The sequence below is a fragment of the Halalkalibacter urbisdiaboli genome (genome assembly GCF_002156385.1).
In the GTDB taxonomy this organism is placed as follows: Bacteria; Bacillota; Bacilli; order Bacillales; family Bacillaceae_D; genus Halalkalibacter_A; species Halalkalibacter_A urbisdiaboli.
The window spans coordinates 22760-39835 of the sequence record NZ_MVJM01000004.1; the positions used below are offsets into that span (position 1 = coordinate 22760).

Sequence of the window (17076 nt, forward strand, 5' to 3'; positions counted from 1 at the left end):
CTATTTAGCGGCTACTTATTTAAATTCAAAACTTGTGGTAAACTAAAGATACTGAGGTGAAGAACATGGATTATAGCCAAATGTGTCCAAAGTATGAGATGGCAATGGAGCTATTAGGTAAAAAGTGGAATGGTTTGATTATTCGTGTCTTACTTGACGGCCCAAAACGCTTTAAAGATATTAAATCACAAATACCGGAAATGAGTGACCGCATTCTTACCGAACGAATGAAAGAATTAGAGTCTGCTAATATCGTTGAACGAACGGTCTACCCTGAGAAGCCTGTTCGGATTGAATATTCATTAACTGATAAAGGAATGGCTTTAGAATCGGTTATTGAATCCATCCAATCCTGGGGTGAACACTGGATTTAGAAAAAAACGAATGCCCAATGACTAGGCACTCGTTTTTTTCTTTTTGAGGCAGGCTAACTAAGTACAAGCCGCACCAAGTAAGGGAAACACCTTTATAATATAACCACCTGTTAAATTGTAACCAAAGGCAATAAGAAGTGGACCCAAGTCTTCCAAAATAGTTTGACCAGAAATCGCTAGGCAATTTCCTCCAAAACCCTCAACGCCCCCCGAGAAACAGCAAATAAAAAGAATGTGGCTGAAACGGCGCCTTACGTTCTAACATATTTTCCCCCATAAAATTCATTATGTTTAATCTCTACTCATCTTACCATACTAAAGAAGAGCTTTTGTAAACCATGCAATTCCCCTTGTCTTACAGTCTCTTAGAAAGGAGCTTGATCCATGCAGGTTGCAATTAAACCTTTTATTTTACTTTTGCTACTCACGACTATCCCTACACAAATTCATGCAGATTCGATAACTCAGGAAGAAGTGAACGGTGTAACCTTTATTGAAACGATCATCTCTCTTCTTGATATCGATTTACAGGAACCGTTTATTTCAAACTCTAAACAAAATCCTTACATAGAAGCTGCTTACCGAACAAAAATATTAACGAATGGGGAGCAAATAAACTTGCAACGTACAATTACTCGAGAGCAAGCATACGCACTAGTGATTCGTAGTTTAAATCTTAGCAACCAATATTCGCGGAGCTCTTTATTAAGAAAGGTAAAAGATCATCATCAAATCTCTTCCGAATATCTCTCTGAGCTAACAGCTGCTGTTGAACTAGGATTAATTACGACAGACCAGTCGAAGAATTTCCGCCCCAAAAAGCCGTTAACAACTAAAGACCTTGCAGAGCTTATTTCTACCTTTAAAGAAAAGCTCACCTTTATCCCAATTATCCATACAAATGATTTACATGGGCGAATTTTACATCAAAAAGCAAATGGCGAGTTAGGACTTGCAAAGATTTCAAACATTGTTAATCATGTCCGCTCTTCTTACTCACATGCCTTTGTATTTGATCTAGGAGACACATTCCATGGAACAAATCTTGTTAATTTCAATAAAGGAAATGTTGTTGCGGAAAGCTTAAATACCATTCAATACGATGCAATGGTACCGGGAAATCACGATTTTAATTACGGAACTCGCCACCTTCTTACGTTAAGAGATTCATTATCATTCCCGCTACTTGGGGCAAACGCCATTCATAATGGTGAAGCACTATTTCAGCGTTACACAATCATGGAAAAAGCGGGAAAAACATTTGCAGTTATCGGTATTCTCGCAACAGATACAGCGATAAAAACAAGCCCTTCAAACATAAAGGGTATTACATTTGAAGATGAGATTGACGTAACTAAAACCATTGTAGAAGCAGTAAAAAAAGACGTCGACCATGTGATTGTATTATCTCACGCTGGTTTAAAAATAGATAAACTCATTGCAGAGAAAGTTGAAGGCATTGATATTATCCTAGGAGGCCATAGTCACGATACGATTGAAACCCCTTTAAAAATTAAGCAAACCTTTTTAACCCAATCAGCTGAATATGGTAAGGCGGTAGGACATACAAATTTAATTTTTCACGGCGAAGAATTGATAGGGATTAATGGATTTCTATATCGAGATCATCCTTCAAAAATGAAAGATCCCAAAATTGAACGTTTAATCGACGTATACAAACAAAAGGTGAAACAATCACTAAATGAGGTAGTCGCAACCATTCCTATAACCTTACATGGGAAACGGGAACTTGTTCGAACAAGTGAAACAAATTTAGGTAAATTGCTTGCTGATACAATGAGGATAAAGGCCGATACAGATATTGCATTTACAAATGGAGGGATTATTAGGGCTGACATTAAAGAAGGTGAGGTTACCCGTGATGATGTTTTAACAGCTCTCCCCTTTGATAATAAACTTGTCCAACTAACAATTACTGGTAAAGAATTAATGGAGTGTTTAGAGCATGCTGTTCGATTATACCCTGAGCAAAACGGTGGCTTTTTACACATATCCGGCTTTCAATTTTCCTTCAACCCAAGTAAACAACCAGGAGACAGAGTCTCTAATGTTGTGATTGACGGGGAACCACTTGATCCACAAAAAAACTATTCTGTTGCGACAAATGATTTTATTGCAAGCGGCGGTGATGGTTTCACTATGCTTGATGTTATAGAAAAACATAAGAGCGGCGAAGCCTTAAGCAATATTCTAGCTGACGGCTTACAATCTCATGTGCCAATCCCTGCTGATACAAGGATTACTGTAAATGATTAAAAAGCAGGAGAAAGGGGTTATCTCAAAAGCATAAAGCGTGCACAGCAATGGCTTAGTCCGCTACTCTCATTGCATGAAGGCTGTGCCAAAAGGTTAAAAACCAACCTTTTGGCACAGCCTCTTTCATAAAATTTCTTTTTTTTCGCAAACTATACTTGTTAGGATAACTAAGCTAAGGGAGTGTTTTGATGTCTAGTCAAAATCCATTTGAAAGCGTGCAAAACAACGGTCAGCCGCCGCAAGCCCAACAAAAGCAGCCTGGGCTTGAGTCTGAAATGAAGCCAGCACCTATTTTTGATGATCCTACCTATGTAGGAAGTGGCAAGCTTAAAAATAAAGTCGCTTTAATTACGGGAGGAGATAGCGGAATTGGTCGTGCTGTTGCAATTGCTTATGCAAAAGAGGGGGCCAATGTTAGTATTGTCTATCTTGATGAGCATGATGATGCACAAAAAACAAAAGAGCTTGTTGAAGGATACGGCGTTCAATGCTTATTAATTAGCGGCGATGTTGGAGAAGAATCCTTTTGCTATGAAGCGGTTAAAAAGACAGTCGATACCTTTAATAAGCTCGATATTCTTGTTAACAATGCTGCTGAACAGCATTATCAAGAAAAAATCGAAAACATTACATCTGAGCAGCTTCACCGTACATTCAAAACAAACATCTATTCCTATTTTTACTTTATTCAAGCCGCTATGCCCCATTTACAAAAAGGAAGCTCGATTATTAACACAGCTTCAATCGTTGCATACAAAGGTCAGCCTGTCTTAATGGACTATTCAGCAACTAAAGGTGCCATCGTTGCCCTTACCCGCTCATTATCAGAAAATATTGTTTCAAAGGGCATTCGTGTGAATGGTGTTGCACCAGGACCAATATGGACACCACTTATTCCCGCATCCTTTCCGGCTAATCAGGTCGCAAACTTCGGTACAGACACACCGATGGGCAGACCAGGACAGCCGGCCGAGCTTGCTCCATCTTATGTCTATCTGGCTTCAAATGATTCAACGTACGTATCGGGACAAATTCTACACGTAAACGGTGGGAACATCGTAAACGGCTAATATTAGAGCCAAGAAAAAAGGGCTATCCCAAATGCTCAACTTTTTTGGGATACCCTTCTTTTCTACTACGTCAATAATCTTTGTGTTTGGACAGCAGTCTCTTGTAAGTCCGCTGCAATTTGTTGATTATCGTCATTTAGATTTTCAATCGTTGCAGAAATTTGCTCCATACTTGCTGTCTCTTCTTCTATTATTGCTGCCAATTCAGCGGTTGCTTCTTCTACGATTTTTGACTGTGCCTCGGTTTTTCCTGTTAGCATGTCAACAACACTAAATTTCTCAGCTACACTCTCAAGGGCTTGAGTTAACTGACTAAAATAATCGGAAACAGTTGTCGCCATCTCAACACTTTTATTCATCTGCTCTTTACTTGCTTCCATGTTTTCAATAGCCGTTGCATTTGCCTCGTTTACTTCATCTAAATTACTCGTTATTTTTTTCGTTGTTTCACTCGTCACATCAGCAAGCTTTCGAATTTCATCTGCTACGACAGAAAACCCTCTGCCTGCCTCCCCAGCACGTGCTGCTTCAATCGATGCATTTAACGCAAGTAAATTTGTTTGTTCCGTAATTCCACGAATGCTATCGGCAAAATCATTCGTTTCATTAATCTTATTTGTAAGAGTAATAAACGTTTGATTTAATTGTTTCATCACCTGTTGAAGCGATAACATATCCTCAGAAAGAAAATGCGCTTGCTCCGATCCTTGTGTAGACAAATCTTTCGCTACCTTCGTTTCTTCTTGCACCTCTTTCGAAGCATGATGAAGCTCCAGCATCCCTTTCAATGTCTCACTTGAACTCTCGACAATTTCTTGTACTCGCTCACTTTGATTTGTGCTCGCAGAAGACATTTCTTGGATAGCAACCTTTATTTCCTTCTGTGCTGTCAAATTATTTTGTACTTGGTTATTAACCGTCGTAAGCTTGCTTCCAATTTCCCCAACACTACTCTCAAGGTTTAAACGATTTCGTTCATTAACTTCCGCAGCATTTGTTAATTCTAATAACATTTGCTCAATTTGATTAACTTGCTTTTTATTTAGCTTAATTAGCCCTATTAACATAAGATTAAACAGAACAAAAACAATCATCACAGTCGGAAAGTTTTCAGTAATAACATCGACTTTCGGCTCCATCTGTAAATGATTAAATATAATAGCGGATAAACCAAGTCCACTTCCATAAAAGTAAACTTTCCACGTATAATAACCAGCTGAAAATAACACGAGAAGAAAAATGATAAACGTCATTGCTAAACTTCCATTTAAAAAGGCAATTGAACCAATAGATAAAGAAAAAGCTATCGATAAAAAGAAGTACCCGAAAAGCTTATCTAACTTTTTCGATTTCAGAAAAAAATAACCACATGCAATGATCGCAATTTCACTCGCATAAATGTAGGTATGTATCGTATTTTCAACTAGTATTGCTCTTATAAGCCCTAACAACAATGAAATTGAAAATGTAATCATAATAAGTTTATTTTTACTTTGTAAGTCACTTACCCTAATCTGTTCAATGGTATTCATTTTTCCGCTCCTTCAAGTTGTTAATATCTATATCTTAATCACAAAATCGACAACATTCAACGTTTTTTGACAAAATACTTGTATGAATGTTTCTTCCAACTTATTTTTGAGTAAGATAACGTTTTTATTTTTGAAAACCTCATTTTTCGTTTATGCTTAACCTACATACTTTTTTCAATCATTGTTTAATAGGGGAGGAAAAAATGATACGCTTTTGTGTAATCGGAACAAACTGGATAACCGAATCATTTATTGCAGCAGCTAGCCAGATTCCTGACTTTGAATTATCTGCTGTTTATTCACGAACAGAGGAACAAGCAAGAAAATTCGCTGAGAAATACGAAGTACAAACCACCTACACAGATTTACAAGAGATGGCGCACAGCTCCTTCATCGATGCGGTCTATATTGCAAGTCCAAATTCCTTACATGCTGAACAAGCCATTCTACTTATGAACCATGGCAAACATATTATCTGTGAAAAACCGGCAGCATCTAATACTAGAGAGTGGAAACAAATGGTTGACACAGCTAAACGAAATCGCGTCGTATTAATGGAAGCACTAAAAACGACACTTCTGCCAAACTTTAACGTCATTAAAGAGAATCTCGCTAAAATTGGAACCGTTCGTCGGTACGTTGCAAACTATTGCCAGTACTCATCACGATACGACGCCTATAAGGCTGGTACCGTTCTAAATGCTTTTAATCCAGCATTTTCAAATGGTGCGTTAATGGATATTGGTGTTTATTGCCTCTATCCTTTAGTTGTTTTATTCGGAAGACCGTTAGAAATGAAAGCTACTGCACTGCTACTTGACTCCGGCGTTGATGGTGAGGGAAGCATCCTCCTAAAATATGACGATAAAGAAGCCGTTGTATCCTATTCAAAAATAACAAATTCATCTATTCCTTCTGAGATACAGGGTGAGGAGGGAAGTATTCTCATTCACAATCTAAATCAGCTTGAAAAGATTGAACTGCACTACAAAAATGGAACCGTTGAAGATCTTACTCAACAACAAGAGGACAACACAATGTATTATGAGGCAAAAGAATTTATTGATCTCATTAAAACGAATAGATTGGAATCGTCAATTAATAGCCATGCCCATTCCATGCTTACACTAGAAATAATGGATGAGGCTAGAAAACAAATTGGTCTTGTATTTCCAAATGACCTAAAATCCTAAATACGTTCCTTACTTTAATAGCGCTACAATGCCATTTTGTTGAAATTGCACTCTCTAACATACCGTAACTTTTTATCAAGGGCAGTGAAAAAGGGAAACCCACCCTTTTTCACTGCCCTCCTTTTTATCCCTTACTCAGTTAACAAATATCTACATTTTTGTTAACTACCTTTACAAAGAGTGTATAATGAAGTTAACAAATAATAGGGGGCGTAGTTATGAAAGTAACGAAGCAAGATAGTTGGAATGCTCATTTGTATGATGATAAGCATATGTTCGTTACAAAATTTGGTGAATATTTATTCGATGTGTTAGAGCCTAAAAAAGGAGAATCTATTTTAGATGTTGGTTGTGGTACAGGTGATTTAGCCGCCAAAATTGCAGAAACAGGAGCAGAAGTAGTCGGAATTGATTATTCAACAAATATGATTCAGCAAGCACAACAAAAATATCCTCACATCTCTTTTCTTGTAGAAGATGCAGCTTCCCTACCATTTGTACAACAATTTGATGCAGTATTTTCAAATGCTGCCCTGCATTGGATGAAGCAACCTGAGCACGTTCTTCAATCCATTTTTCAAGCACTAAAGCCGGGAGGGCGCTTTGTTGCTGAATTTGGAGCAAAAGGAAACGTTCGTTTAATCTACGAAGCAGTATTCGAGCAATTTCGAAACTTAGGAATCACTTTTCCAGCCACCCGGTTCCCCTGGTATTTTCCAAGTATCGGTGAATACACATCTTTAATGGAGTCCGTTGGGTTTGAGGTTTCATTTGCCCAGCAGTTTGCCCGACCAACCCCATTACAAGGCGAGCATGGATTAAGAAACTGGCTAACTATGTTTGCATCTAGTTTATTTGAAGGATTAGATGAAGAACAAAAAGAGGAAATTATCAAAGCCGTTGAACTTACATTAAAACCAACTATGTTTGTAAATGAACAATGGGTTGCTGATTATCGTAGGCTTCGTGTCGTTGCAACCATACCAAATCAACAATAAACACTACGGCCTCACAATAGATTGTTTTCATTGTGAGGCCGTAGTGTTTCCTAATTAGCCTTGTAATATATGATTAATCTTTTCTAATTCCTCTTGTGAAAAATCAAGATTATCTAACGCACGAACATTTTCCTCTATTTGACTTACCTTACTTGCACCTATTAAGGCTGTTGTAACTTTTCCTTCTCGTAAAACCCATGCAAGTGCCATCTGAACTAGGCTTTGCCCACGTTCTAGAGCTAGCTCATTTAAACGCTGAACCTTGCTTACAACTTCCTCTGTAACTTGGTCTTCTTTTAAGAAACTATGATCCTTTGCCGCCCGTGAGTCTTTTGGGATCCCAGATAAATATTTATTTGTAAGTAGTCCTTGAGCAAGCGGACAAAAGGCAATTGAGCCTACCCCGTTATTAGAAAGCACATCCTGTAGACCATCTTCAATCCAACGATTAAACATCGAGTAATTTGGTTGATGAATAAGTAATGGGGTTCCTAACTCGTTTAAAATTTTTACCGCTTTCTCAGTCTGTTCGGCACTATAACTAGAAATCCCTACATAGAGAGCCTTTCCTTGACGAACCATTAAATCTAGAGCACCCATCGTTTCCTCAAGTGGCGTATTAGGATCTGGACGATGCGAATAAAAAATATCAACATAATCAAGTCCCATACGTTTTAAGCTTTGATCTAAACTCGCCATTAAGTATTTTTTCGAGCCCCAATCACCGTAAGGGCCATCCCACATATGGTAGCCTGCCTTTGAGGAAATAACCATTTCATCCCGATAAGGAGCAAAATCTGTCTTAAGTATTTTCCCAAACATCTCCTCAGCTGATCCTGGCGGCGGGCCGTAGTTATTAGCAAGGTCAAAATGGGTAATTCCAAGATCAAAGGCGCTTCGAAGCATGGCTCTACCATTTTCAAATGAATCGACCCCTCCAAAATTATGCCATAACCCTAATGAAATCGCTGGTAATAATAAGCCTGAATGACCACACCGGTTATACTTCATTGTTTGATATCGCTCTTTGCTAGCTAAATATGTCATAGATATTCTCCTCCTTAGCTCAGCTTTATGTAACCGTTTTAATGTACCATAAAATGAGACAAAATGTTATTTATTTGATTCAATATAAAATGTAAAAAATGAGGATGACGAAAAGCTCAACCTTTTGTCATCCTCTCTATTTTATATTTTAAATGATTTTATTTGTTTATTTGCCTCTTCACTCATTTTTAACAATATTTCTGCTGCCTCTGCCACACTGTTCATTGCTTGAAGCTGTTCATCAGCTGAAGCACTAATTTCCTCACTAGCTGCCGCTGATTGTTGCATCCCATCTGTAATTTGATTCAATCTCAACATTATACTATCTTTCTTTTCATTCATACTTTTAATATCAGAAGAGATAAGTACCATAGAGTGAGACATTTCCTGGGTTACATTCGATAATTTATCAAATAACTCTTTTGTTTTTGAAACGATTGTTAATTGTTCCTCACAGGAATCCTTCATATCGTTCATAGAAGTAACGGTACTAGCAGATTCTTGCTTTACATAACCGATTTTTTCGTAAATTTGATTTGTTAGTGCGCTCGTTTGCTCAGCAAGCTTTCTTACTTCACTGGCAACAACCGCAAACCCTTTACCCTCTTCACCGGCACGTGCTGCTTCAATACTAGCATTTAATGCTAATAAGTTCGTTTGTTCTGAAATTCCTTGAATAGCGGCAATTACACTCTCAATGTTCTGGATGTATTCAGACAACTGATTGACTCTCGTTTCTGTGACCTCCGCTTGCCTTGAAGATTTTAATGACACTTGCTCTAATATTTCCATTTGCTCTAATCCTTGTTTATACCCACCATCCTGTACCTCCGACATTTGATTCATCGACTCAACCTGTGTGGTGAAGGTTTCGATGGATTGTGCCAACTCTATCGTGGAAAGGTTTGTTTCTTCTGTTTTTTCAGATACAACCGATGATGTTTCTGCGACGTCACGAATCGCACGATTGATTTCCTGGCTGGATGCCATTGTTTGCTCCGACGTTGAACTGAGCTGTTCAGATGATTCACGTAATTGATACATTGTCCTTCCCATTGCTGTTATTAACAGATTCATATCCTCAACCATTTTATTAAACTGCTTACCTAGCAACCCAATTTCATCATTTGACGTAATCGATATATCTGCTGTAAGGTCTCCCTCGCTTACACGTTTTATTTTTTCGGTTAGAGCTTTTAAATTTCGTGTGAGACGGTTCGAGAAAAAATAAATAATAAGTACAGCAATACCAGCTATCACAAACGTATAAACGACCATTTGAATCATTAGATTTTGCAGTGGAGCATGAAGAACTTGATTAGGAACGGCTAATACGAGAGACCATCCAGTTGTCCCAAACTCTTCTATAAATAGTTGATGAGGTTCATTATTATATAAGCCACTCTGTACCTTCCCTAACGAAAAGGTTTCTAAGATGTTCCCCTCAAATTCGTTTGGATCAGTTATTGAAGCATTCATGACTTTTTCATGATCAGGGTGGGCAATGTATTGTCCGTCTGATCCTATTAAAAAGGTGTAGCCATTTCCGTTTAAATTGGCTGAACCGATTAATGCTTGCAATGTTGTTAAATCAATATCCGCCGTAACGACTCCAGCTATTTCATTATTCTCATAAAACGGCATCGTTGCTGTAAGCATTGTCATTCCGCTCTCATCATCATAATAAGGTTCTGTCCACGCAGTATCATCAATTTCTGAGACGCCTAGCTGATACCAATCAGTACTTGGGTAATCATAGGCAGGGTCTTCATATGCATCTGTAAAAACTGCGTGTTCCCCGTCCTTATATACGTAAGGGCCTACGTATCTTTTTTCACTATCATATTTAAACGGTTCATACCAAACCCCTGCTCCTAACGTTTCTTCATTGCTCCAAATAATTGTTTCTAACACTTCCTGCATATCCTTCTCGCTAATCGTTGGAGACATAACTGTCATAAATGATGACAGAGACTCAACAATACGTTGATGACCTAGAAATTGTTTTTCAATAGATTCAACGATTTCTCCGCTTCTTGCTTCCATCGCTTCATTTAATGCCTTCTCTAATTCAGCTTTCGAAATTAAAAAAGAACTTATCGCTAATACAAAGCCGGATAGCAAGATAAGTGGAATAAAAATAATAAGTAGCTTCTTTTTTAATGTACTAGTCTTTCTCATATGAGCCTCCTCTTTTTTTAAATTATATCTTTCTATAAACAAAGAGACTCGTAGTAATTGTTACCACTTGAATGAAGACATTTATTCTCTATTACCGTTTATTATGGTTGTGTAGTAAGAAAAAAACAGTGCCTATGAGTTATACACTCATAAAACACTGTTCTTGTTACAGCTTATTCAATAACGCCATCAATTTGATTAACCATCTCTACCACTGATACTAAACCACCACCTGATAGATACCAGAACTCTGCATCAAGGTAAATAATTTTATCATTTTGAGCTGCGTTGGTTTTGTTTACTAACTCGTTATCAAGCACTGTTGCAGCGGAAGATTCACCGCCAATAGCTGCTCCTCTATCGATAACAAACAATAAATCTGGGTTCATTTCAGAAATATACTCAAAAGAAACATTTTGTCCGTGCGTTGATACTTCGATGTTTTCATCAGCAGCTTGGACACCAAATACATCATGAATGATACCGTACCGAGAGTTTGAACCATACGCACTTACACTACCGTCATTAACTAGGACAATTAAGCCTTTTTCCCCTGATGCTGCTGCTTTCTCTTGAAGGGCCTCAATTGTTTCATTAATTGCTGCTAACTCAGTCTCAACTTCTGCTTCTTTCCCAAAAATTTCCCCAAGCGTTTCCATGTTAGCTGTAAATGAGTTCATGTAATCAGCAGTATCAACATTCATATAAAGTGTAGGTGCAATTTTTGATAGCTCCTCATATGCCTCGGATTGACGGGCAGTGATAATGATGAGGCCTGGATTAATTTCACTAATTTTCTCAAAATCTGGCTCTTTTAAACTACCAATATTTTCATAAGTGGATTCTGCATACTTTGATAAATAAGACGGAATAACCCCAGCTTGAGGAACACCAGCAACCTCAACACCTAATTTGTCTAAAGAATCTAACACACCAAAATCAAAAACAACGACATTTTCAGGATTTTTAGGAACTTTAATCTCACCTAATTCATGAGTAATTATCACATCTTCTTCAGCTACTGGCTCAGAACTCACTTCTTCTTCTCCAGCGGTTTCGACCTCAGCGTCTGTTGTTTCCTCAACTGATTCTGATGAACTTTCTTCAGCTCCGCAAGCTGCCACAACAAATGCTAATAATAATGCCATCAACAAAAATCCAAATTTCTTCATTAAACTTCACCTCTATAAGTATTTTTTCTTTATATTACATACAGATATTTCTAGACTCTCCCACTACTGAAGCTCCTTAATGTTTCAAAGTCCACCCCTTCACCGTAGTATGTTCTCTCCAACAGTAGTGATCGTTGTCACCCAAGAACATCTGTATATTGAAACTCTATGAAAAGTAAACACAAATTTTATTACAATTAATGTTTTGGATATCGATATCCATGTCATATACATTTTTCAATATTGAACGGTCAATCATCTTATCAGTTGAACCTTCATGAATGACCTTTCCATCCTTTAGAGCAACAATATAATCGGAATAACATGAGGCAAAATTAATATCATGGATAACGATAATGACGGTTTTCCCCAATTCATCTACAAGTCTTCTTAACACCTTCATAATTTGAACGGAATGCTTCATATCTAAATTATTTAAAGGCTCATCAAGTAGAACATACTCCGTGTTTTGAGCAATAACCATTGCAATATACGCTCGTTGTCTTTGCCCACCACTTAATTGGTCGAGGTATTTATCCTGTATATCCTCAAGCTCCATATACCGAATTGCTTCATTAATATGATTCCAATCCTCTTTGTTCAATCTCCCTTGGGAATACGGAAAACGACCGAAGCTTACTAACTCTTTTATCGTTAACCGAATATTAATATGATTTGATTGCTTTAATATCGAAATTTTCTTTGCTAATGCATTGCTTTTCGCTTCAGTAATATCAAGACCATCAATCAAGATATCACCAGAATCCTTGTCAATTAGACGGCTAACCATCGATAATACTGTACTTTTCCCTGCACCATTTGGACCAATAAGTGAGGTGATTTTTCCTTTTGCTATTTTCATTGAAACATCTTCAACAACCTTTTTTTCACCATACTTCTTCGTCAGTTTTAAAACCTCTACCATTTTTTACTCTCCTTTAATAGCAGATAAATAAAATACGTTCCGCCAATAAAATTGATGATGACACTTAGCGTTGTCGTAAATGTGAACACTCTTTCAACTAGTAATAGCCCCCCAACTAAGGCAATAATACTTATTAGCATGGATCCTGGTATTAAATACTGATGCTTATACGTTTTAAAAAACTCACGAGCAAGGTTAACGACAAGCAGTCCTAAAAAGGTAATTGGACCAACTAAGGCTGTGGATATCGATACTAGAATCGCGATAACAATCAGCATTTTTTTAACGACATTGTCATAATCAATGCCTAGGTTTATCGCTTGCTCTCTCCCAAGAGACATCACATCGAAAAACTTACTATACCGATAAACGTAAATAGCTACGACTAACGTCACAATCACAGATAGTAGCAAAATATCTGTATTTATATTATTAAAACTAGCAAACATTCGATCTTGGACGATTAGGAACTCATTAGGATCGATAATCATTTGCATAAAAGAGGACAAACTTCCGAAAAAGCTACCCAAAATCAATCCAACTAACAGTAAAATAAAAATATTTTGGTCCCGCTTAAAAAGAAATTTATAAAGGATGGTCGAGAACACAATCATTAATCCAACAGAGAGTGCAAAATTTACATTTTGATTATTAAACGTTAAATTTGCTGAGCCAAATACAAAAATAATAAAAGTTTGAATAAACAGATATAACGAATCCAAACCTAATATACTCGGTGTTAAAATACGATTGTTTGTAATCGTTTGAAAAATCATCGATGAAAAGGCAATCGTCCCACCTGTTAAAATAATGGCAAGAATTTTCGTTGCACGTCTTGGTAGAACATAATCCCAATTATTACTGCTTAGCTTTATTAACAGAAACACTGCAATTAAACCTGCTGCTAAAATGGTGAGGAAAATCATTTTACGTCTATCATGCATAGGTCTTTCTCCTTAACAGTAAGTACAGAAAAATTCCACTGCCTAACACCCCGACGATGACACCGATTGATATTTCATACGGATAAATAATGATTCTTCCTAAAATGTCACAAAACAAAACAAAAACGGCTCCAAGAACAGCGGTATGTGGCAAACTATTTTTTAAATGATCGCCTCTGTATAAAGAAACGATATTCGGAATGATTAATCCCAGAAACGGAATCATCCCAACGGTAAGAATAACAACAGATGTGACTAGTGCAACAATGACTAACCCAACATTTACGACCGCTTTATAATTTAAGCCAAGATTTTTTGAGAAATCCTCTCCCATCCCAGCAATCGTAAATTTATTTGCATATAAAAAGGCAATAATAACGAGTGGAATACTTATGTATAAAAGCTCATATCTCCCTTTTAAAATCAATGAAAAATCACCTTGCAACCATGATGACATGTTTTGCACCAAATCTTCTTTTAAAGCAAAAAAGGTTGTAACTGAGCCTACAATGTTTCCAAGCATAATTCCAACTAGTGGAATAAAGATTGTTCCCTTATGCTTAAGTCGATTTAATATGGCCATAAATAAAAATGTTCCTATTAACGCAAAGGTCGCCGCAACAGCCATTTTGACTATCGGACTTGCTGTCGTAAACAGCATTAATGAAATGAGAATGCCCAACCTGGCCCAATCCATCGTTCCAGCGGTAGTCGGTGAAACAAATTTATTTCTCGTAATTTGCTGCATGATTAGTCCGCATATGCTCATACTCATGCCAGCAATAATAATACTTATTAATCTAGGAATCCGACTAACTAGTAAGATGTGTGCTTCATCTTCAGTGAGATTAAATAAACTGAAAGGAGTAATATTTTTCACACCAATAAAGACAGAAGCAATTGAGAATACAAATAGTGCAATAAGTAGGTATCGTAACTTTAACATGTCTTTTTAACACAACAGAAAGTCTGTGCTTACTCCCCTCCTAAGACACCAAATGAGGCATCCTTATTGATATTCATTATCAATCTCATTGAGAACAGTTTTCATTTTACTTACTATTTTTTCAACCGTCAACCATTATTTGAGAATTTCACTCGATTTTTTTCAAATAAAGAATATGTGTTTCACTATATGAAACAAATTGCAATTTTATATTTCTTGACCTTCTCTTGCTTAACGCTTATATTTATATAGACCAGTTGTTATAATTTTCGTGGAAGGACTCCCCTGAATGACTACAAAAAATGAAACTCGTGAAAAAATTCTTGAAACAGCCTCCCGACTTTTTCAACTTCAAGGCTATCATGCTACCGGTTTAAACCAAATAATAAAAGAAAGCGGCTCTCCTAAAGGCTCTCTCTATTACTACTTCCCTAACGGAAAAGAAGAGCTTGCTGAGGAAGCGATTATTTTTACAAAAGAAACCGTTACAGGATATTTAAGAATGGAACTTGAAAAGGAGCCAAATTCAGTTCTTGCTATTCAAACCTTTATCAAAAAGTTTTCCATTGAATTTGACAAGGTTAAAAAATTTGAAGGGGCTCCAATAGGACTCTTAGCATTAGAAACTTGGTTAATGAGTGATCGCTTAAGAGAAGCCTGTCGCCTTACATACGAGAGCTTTCAAAAAGTTTTCGCAGAAAAATTAATGGCCGATGGGGTTCATGTAAACGAAGCAAACAGACTAGCTTTAGTTATTTCAGCCATGATTGAAGGCGCATTAGTACATTGTGTTACTAGAAGAGACGGTCAACCACTACTAACAATTAGTGAGCATATTCCATTATTATTAAAAACGAAAACGATACTGGAGGAGTAATCCATGCAATCTGCACAAACTCAAAATCAACATTTTTCACAACCCAATGAAGATGTAAAAGTGATTCCGATTGTCGTTTCTCTAATTATTGGTGCCTTTTTTGCGATATTAAATGAAACGCTACTTAATGTTGCTTACACCGACTTAATCCAAGAGCTACAAGTATCACCTGCGACAATTCAATGGCTTTCTACAGGCTTCTTACTCGTAGTAGGTATTTTAATTCCGGTGTCAGCTTTAATTATTCAATGGTTTACAACAAGACAAATTTTTCTAGGTGCAATGGGGCTATTTGCTATTGGAACAATTATTTGCGGAATTTCTCCAAACTTTCCGATTTTACTTTTAGGTAGGATTTTTCAAGCGGCTGGGACAGGTTTACTGATTCCTATCCTTATGAATACGGTTCTTGTCCTTTTTCCACCAGAGAAACGCGGGGGTGCAATGGGGATGATTGGTCTTGTTATTATGTTTGCACCAGCACTTGGTCCTACCATTTCCGGAATTATTGTCGAGACATTACATTGGCGCTGGTTGTTTTTTAGTGTGCTTCCTTTTATCGTATTTTCAATTGTCTTTGCTTCAATCTATTTAAAAAATGTGACACCTGTAACAAAACCAAAAGTAGATATTCTATCCATTGTTCTTTCTACTTTAGGATTCGGCGGGATTGTATTCGGCTTTAGCTTTGCTGGTGAAGGACATGGAGGTTGGGTTAGTATTCCCGTAATTTTGACTCTCCTTATAGGAATGGTTTCTCTTACTCTCTTTGTTTTACGTCAATTAAAGCTACCTGAGCCTATTCTTGATGTTCGCGCCTTTAAATCACCAATGTTTTCTTTAACTACGGTGCTTATTATCATCATGATGATGACGATGTTTTCTGCTATGATTATTATGCCGATGTTTTTGCAAACTGGTCTTGCCATGACAGCCTTTGTAGCTGGTCTTGTCCTGTTGCCTGGTGGTATTCTTAATGGGTTTATATCACCCATTTCTGGCCGTTTATTTGATAAATTTGGTCCAAGGGTGCTTGTCATTCCTGGTACAGCGGTTATTGTAATCGTAATGTGGTTTTTTACAAATGTCTCACAATCAACAACGTTACTTTCATTTATTATATTGCATACATTATTAATGGTTGGGGTGACTCTCGTCATGACGCCGGGGCAAACGAATGGTTTGAACCAATTACCACCGAAGTACTATCCACATGGTTCAGCGATTATTAATACACTTATCCAAATTGGTGGAGCTATCGGTATCGCATTCTTCATTAGTGTAATGAGTGCAGGCCAAGGACGTTATTTAGAGAGCGTTGCAGACCCTAGTTCACCGCTAAATCAATCTGAAGCGATGATTGCTGGAGCACAAAGCGCCTTTTTTGCAGGATTTATCTTTGCGATTATCGGATTTCTTCTTAGTCTATTTATTAAAAAGGCTGTTCCTCCTACTGAAAATGTCTAAACTTGTTTAAGATTTCAATAAAACTAGTATATAAAAGCAAGTAAGGCGATATAGCCCTTACTTGCTTTTTACT

14 protein-coding genes are annotated in these 17076 nt (G+C 37.2%); 7 read left to right on the forward strand and 7 right to left on the reverse strand.

The window, feature by feature from the left end; translation table 11 throughout:
• Nucleotides 1-65 precede the first annotated feature (65 nt).
• The 3 genes from B1R93_RS20020 (at nt 66) to B1R93_RS20030 (ending at nt 3721) form a co-directional block, all read left to right on the forward strand.
• Entirely contained in the window at nt 66-374 is a 309-nt protein-coding gene (locus B1R93_RS20020) for a winged helix-turn-helix transcriptional regulator (RefSeq protein ID WP_088105725.1), read from the forward strand.
• A gap of 384 nt (nt 375-758) precedes the next feature.
• On the forward strand, nt 759-2651 hold the full coding sequence (locus B1R93_RS20025) for a bifunctional metallophosphatase/5'-nucleotidase (protein ID WP_088105726.1): 1893 nt from the start codon (nt 759-761) through the stop codon (nt 2649-2651).
• A gap of 188 nt (nt 2652-2839) precedes the next feature.
• The gene (locus B1R93_RS20030) at nt 2840-3721 is read left to right on the forward strand and encodes an SDR family oxidoreductase (RefSeq protein ID WP_088105727.1); all 882 of its coding nucleotides are present in this window, start codon (nt 2840-2842) and stop codon (nt 3719-3721) included.
• A 65-nt stretch (nt 3722-3786) separates the two neighbouring features.
• Here the strand turns inward: B1R93_RS20030 and B1R93_RS20035 are convergent, their stop codons facing one another.
• On the reverse strand, nt 3787-5253 hold the full coding sequence (locus B1R93_RS20035; protein WP_088105728.1) for a methyl-accepting chemotaxis protein: 1467 nt from the start codon (nt 5251-5253) through the stop codon (nt 3787-3789).
• Between the two features lie 203 nt (nt 5254-5456).
• On the opposite strand from B1R93_RS20035, the gene B1R93_RS20040 reads away from it, so the two are divergent.
• Together B1R93_RS20040 and B1R93_RS20045 are read left to right on the forward strand one after the other, a co-directional pair.
• Nucleotides 5457-6446: a Gfo/Idh/MocA family protein gene (locus B1R93_RS20040; RefSeq protein WP_088105729.1), complete on the forward strand. Its 990-nt coding sequence runs from the start codon at nt 5457-5459 to the stop codon at nt 6444-6446.
• Nucleotides 6447-6664: 218 nt separating this feature from the next.
• On the forward strand, nt 6665-7444 hold the full coding sequence (locus B1R93_RS20045) for a class I SAM-dependent methyltransferase (protein WP_088105730.1): 780 nt from the start codon (nt 6665-6667) through the stop codon (nt 7442-7444).
• A gap of 54 nt (nt 7445-7498) precedes the next feature.
• Here B1R93_RS20045 and mgrA read toward each other — a convergent pair whose 3' ends face one another.
• The 6 genes from mgrA to B1R93_RS20075 all read right to left on the reverse strand — a co-directional run bounded on the left by mgrA (nt 7499) and on the right by B1R93_RS20075 (nt 14659).
• Nucleotides 7499-8491: an L-glyceraldehyde 3-phosphate reductase gene (gene mgrA, locus B1R93_RS20050; RefSeq protein WP_088105731.1), complete on the reverse strand. Its 993-nt coding sequence runs from the start codon at nt 8489-8491 to the stop codon at nt 7499-7501.
• A 141-nt stretch (nt 8492-8632) separates the two neighbouring features.
• Nucleotides 8633-10672, reverse strand: a complete 2040-nt coding sequence (locus B1R93_RS20055) for a methyl-accepting chemotaxis protein (RefSeq protein ID WP_088105732.1) — start codon at nt 10670-10672, stop codon at nt 8633-8635.
• Between the two features lie 173 nt (nt 10673-10845).
• Nucleotides 10846-11844: a siderophore ABC transporter substrate-binding protein gene (locus tag B1R93_RS20060; protein WP_088105733.1), complete on the reverse strand. Its 999-nt coding sequence runs from the start codon at nt 11842-11844 to the stop codon at nt 10846-10848.
• Nucleotides 11845-12010: 166 nt separating this feature from the next.
• Nucleotides 12011-12769, reverse strand: a complete 759-nt coding sequence (locus B1R93_RS20065) for an iron ABC transporter ATP-binding protein (RefSeq protein ID WP_088105734.1) — start codon at nt 12767-12769, stop codon at nt 12011-12013.
• Nucleotides 12763-13713 (reverse strand): iron chelate uptake ABC transporter family permease subunit, encoded by a 951-nt coding sequence (locus B1R93_RS20070; protein ID WP_088105735.1) that lies wholly within the window; start codon nt 13711-13713, stop codon nt 12763-12765. Before B1R93_RS20070 ends, B1R93_RS20065 begins: the two co-directional genes overlap by 7 nt.
• A complete protein-coding gene (locus B1R93_RS20075) occupies nt 13706-14659 on the reverse strand; it encodes an ABC transporter permease (protein WP_088105736.1) in 954 nt (317 codons plus the stop codon). Before B1R93_RS20075 ends, B1R93_RS20070 begins: the two co-directional genes overlap by 8 nt.
• 289 nt (nt 14660-14948) lie before the next feature.
• Here B1R93_RS20075 and B1R93_RS20080 point away from each other — a divergent pair, with 289 nt between their 5' ends.
• On the forward strand, nt 14949-15536 hold the full coding sequence (locus B1R93_RS20080) for a TetR/AcrR family transcriptional regulator (RefSeq protein WP_088105737.1): 588 nt from the start codon (nt 14949-14951) through the stop codon (nt 15534-15536).
• A gap of 3 nt (nt 15537-15539) precedes the next feature.
• A complete protein-coding gene (locus tag B1R93_RS20085) occupies nt 15540-17003 on the forward strand; it encodes a DHA2 family efflux MFS transporter permease subunit (protein ID WP_088105738.1) in 1464 nt (487 codons plus the stop codon).
• Nucleotides 17004-17076: the final 73 nt, after the last annotated feature.

Excerpts from the sequence above, each read along its gene's own strand:
- B1R93_RS20020 (WP_088105725.1), top strand. The coding sequence starts at position 66 with ATGGATTATAGCCAAATGTGTCCAAAGTATGAGATGGCAATGGAGCTA.
- B1R93_RS20025 (WP_088105726.1), top strand. The coding sequence starts at position 759 with ATGCAGGTTGCAATTAAACCTTTTATTTTACTTTTGCTACTCACGACT.
- B1R93_RS20030 (WP_088105727.1), top strand. The coding sequence starts at position 2,840 with ATGTCTAGTCAAAATCCATTTGAAAGCGTGCAAAACAACGGTCAGCCG.
- B1R93_RS20035 (WP_088105728.1), bottom strand. The coding sequence starts at position 5,253 with ATGAATACCATTGAACAGATTAGGGTAAGTGACTTACAAAGTAAAAAT.
- B1R93_RS20040 (WP_088105729.1), top strand. The coding sequence starts at position 5,457 with ATGATACGCTTTTGTGTAATCGGAACAAACTGGATAACCGAATCATTT.
- B1R93_RS20045 (WP_088105730.1), top strand. The coding sequence starts at position 6,665 with ATGAAAGTAACGAAGCAAGATAGTTGGAATGCTCATTTGTATGATGAT.
- mgrA (WP_088105731.1), bottom strand. The coding sequence starts at position 8,491 with ATGACATATTTAGCTAGCAAAGAGCGATATCAAACAATGAAGTATAAC.
- B1R93_RS20055 (WP_088105732.1), bottom strand. The coding sequence starts at position 10,672 with ATGAGAAAGACTAGTACATTAAAAAAGAAGCTACTTATTATTTTTATT.
- B1R93_RS20060 (WP_088105733.1), bottom strand. The coding sequence starts at position 11,844 with ATGAAGAAATTTGGATTTTTGTTGATGGCATTATTATTAGCATTTGTT.
- B1R93_RS20065 (WP_088105734.1), bottom strand. The coding sequence starts at position 12,769 with ATGGTAGAGGTTTTAAAACTGACGAAGAAGTATGGTGAAAAAAAGGTT.
- B1R93_RS20070 (WP_088105735.1), bottom strand. The coding sequence starts at position 13,713 with ATGCATGATAGACGTAAAATGATTTTCCTCACCATTTTAGCAGCAGGT.
- B1R93_RS20075 (WP_088105736.1), bottom strand. The coding sequence starts at position 14,659 with ATGTTAAAGTTACGATACCTACTTATTGCACTATTTGTATTCTCAATT.
- B1R93_RS20080 (WP_088105737.1), top strand. The coding sequence starts at position 14,949 with ATGACTACAAAAAATGAAACTCGTGAAAAAATTCTTGAAACAGCCTCC.
- B1R93_RS20085 (WP_088105738.1), top strand. The coding sequence starts at position 15,540 with ATGCAATCTGCACAAACTCAAAATCAACATTTTTCACAACCCAATGAA.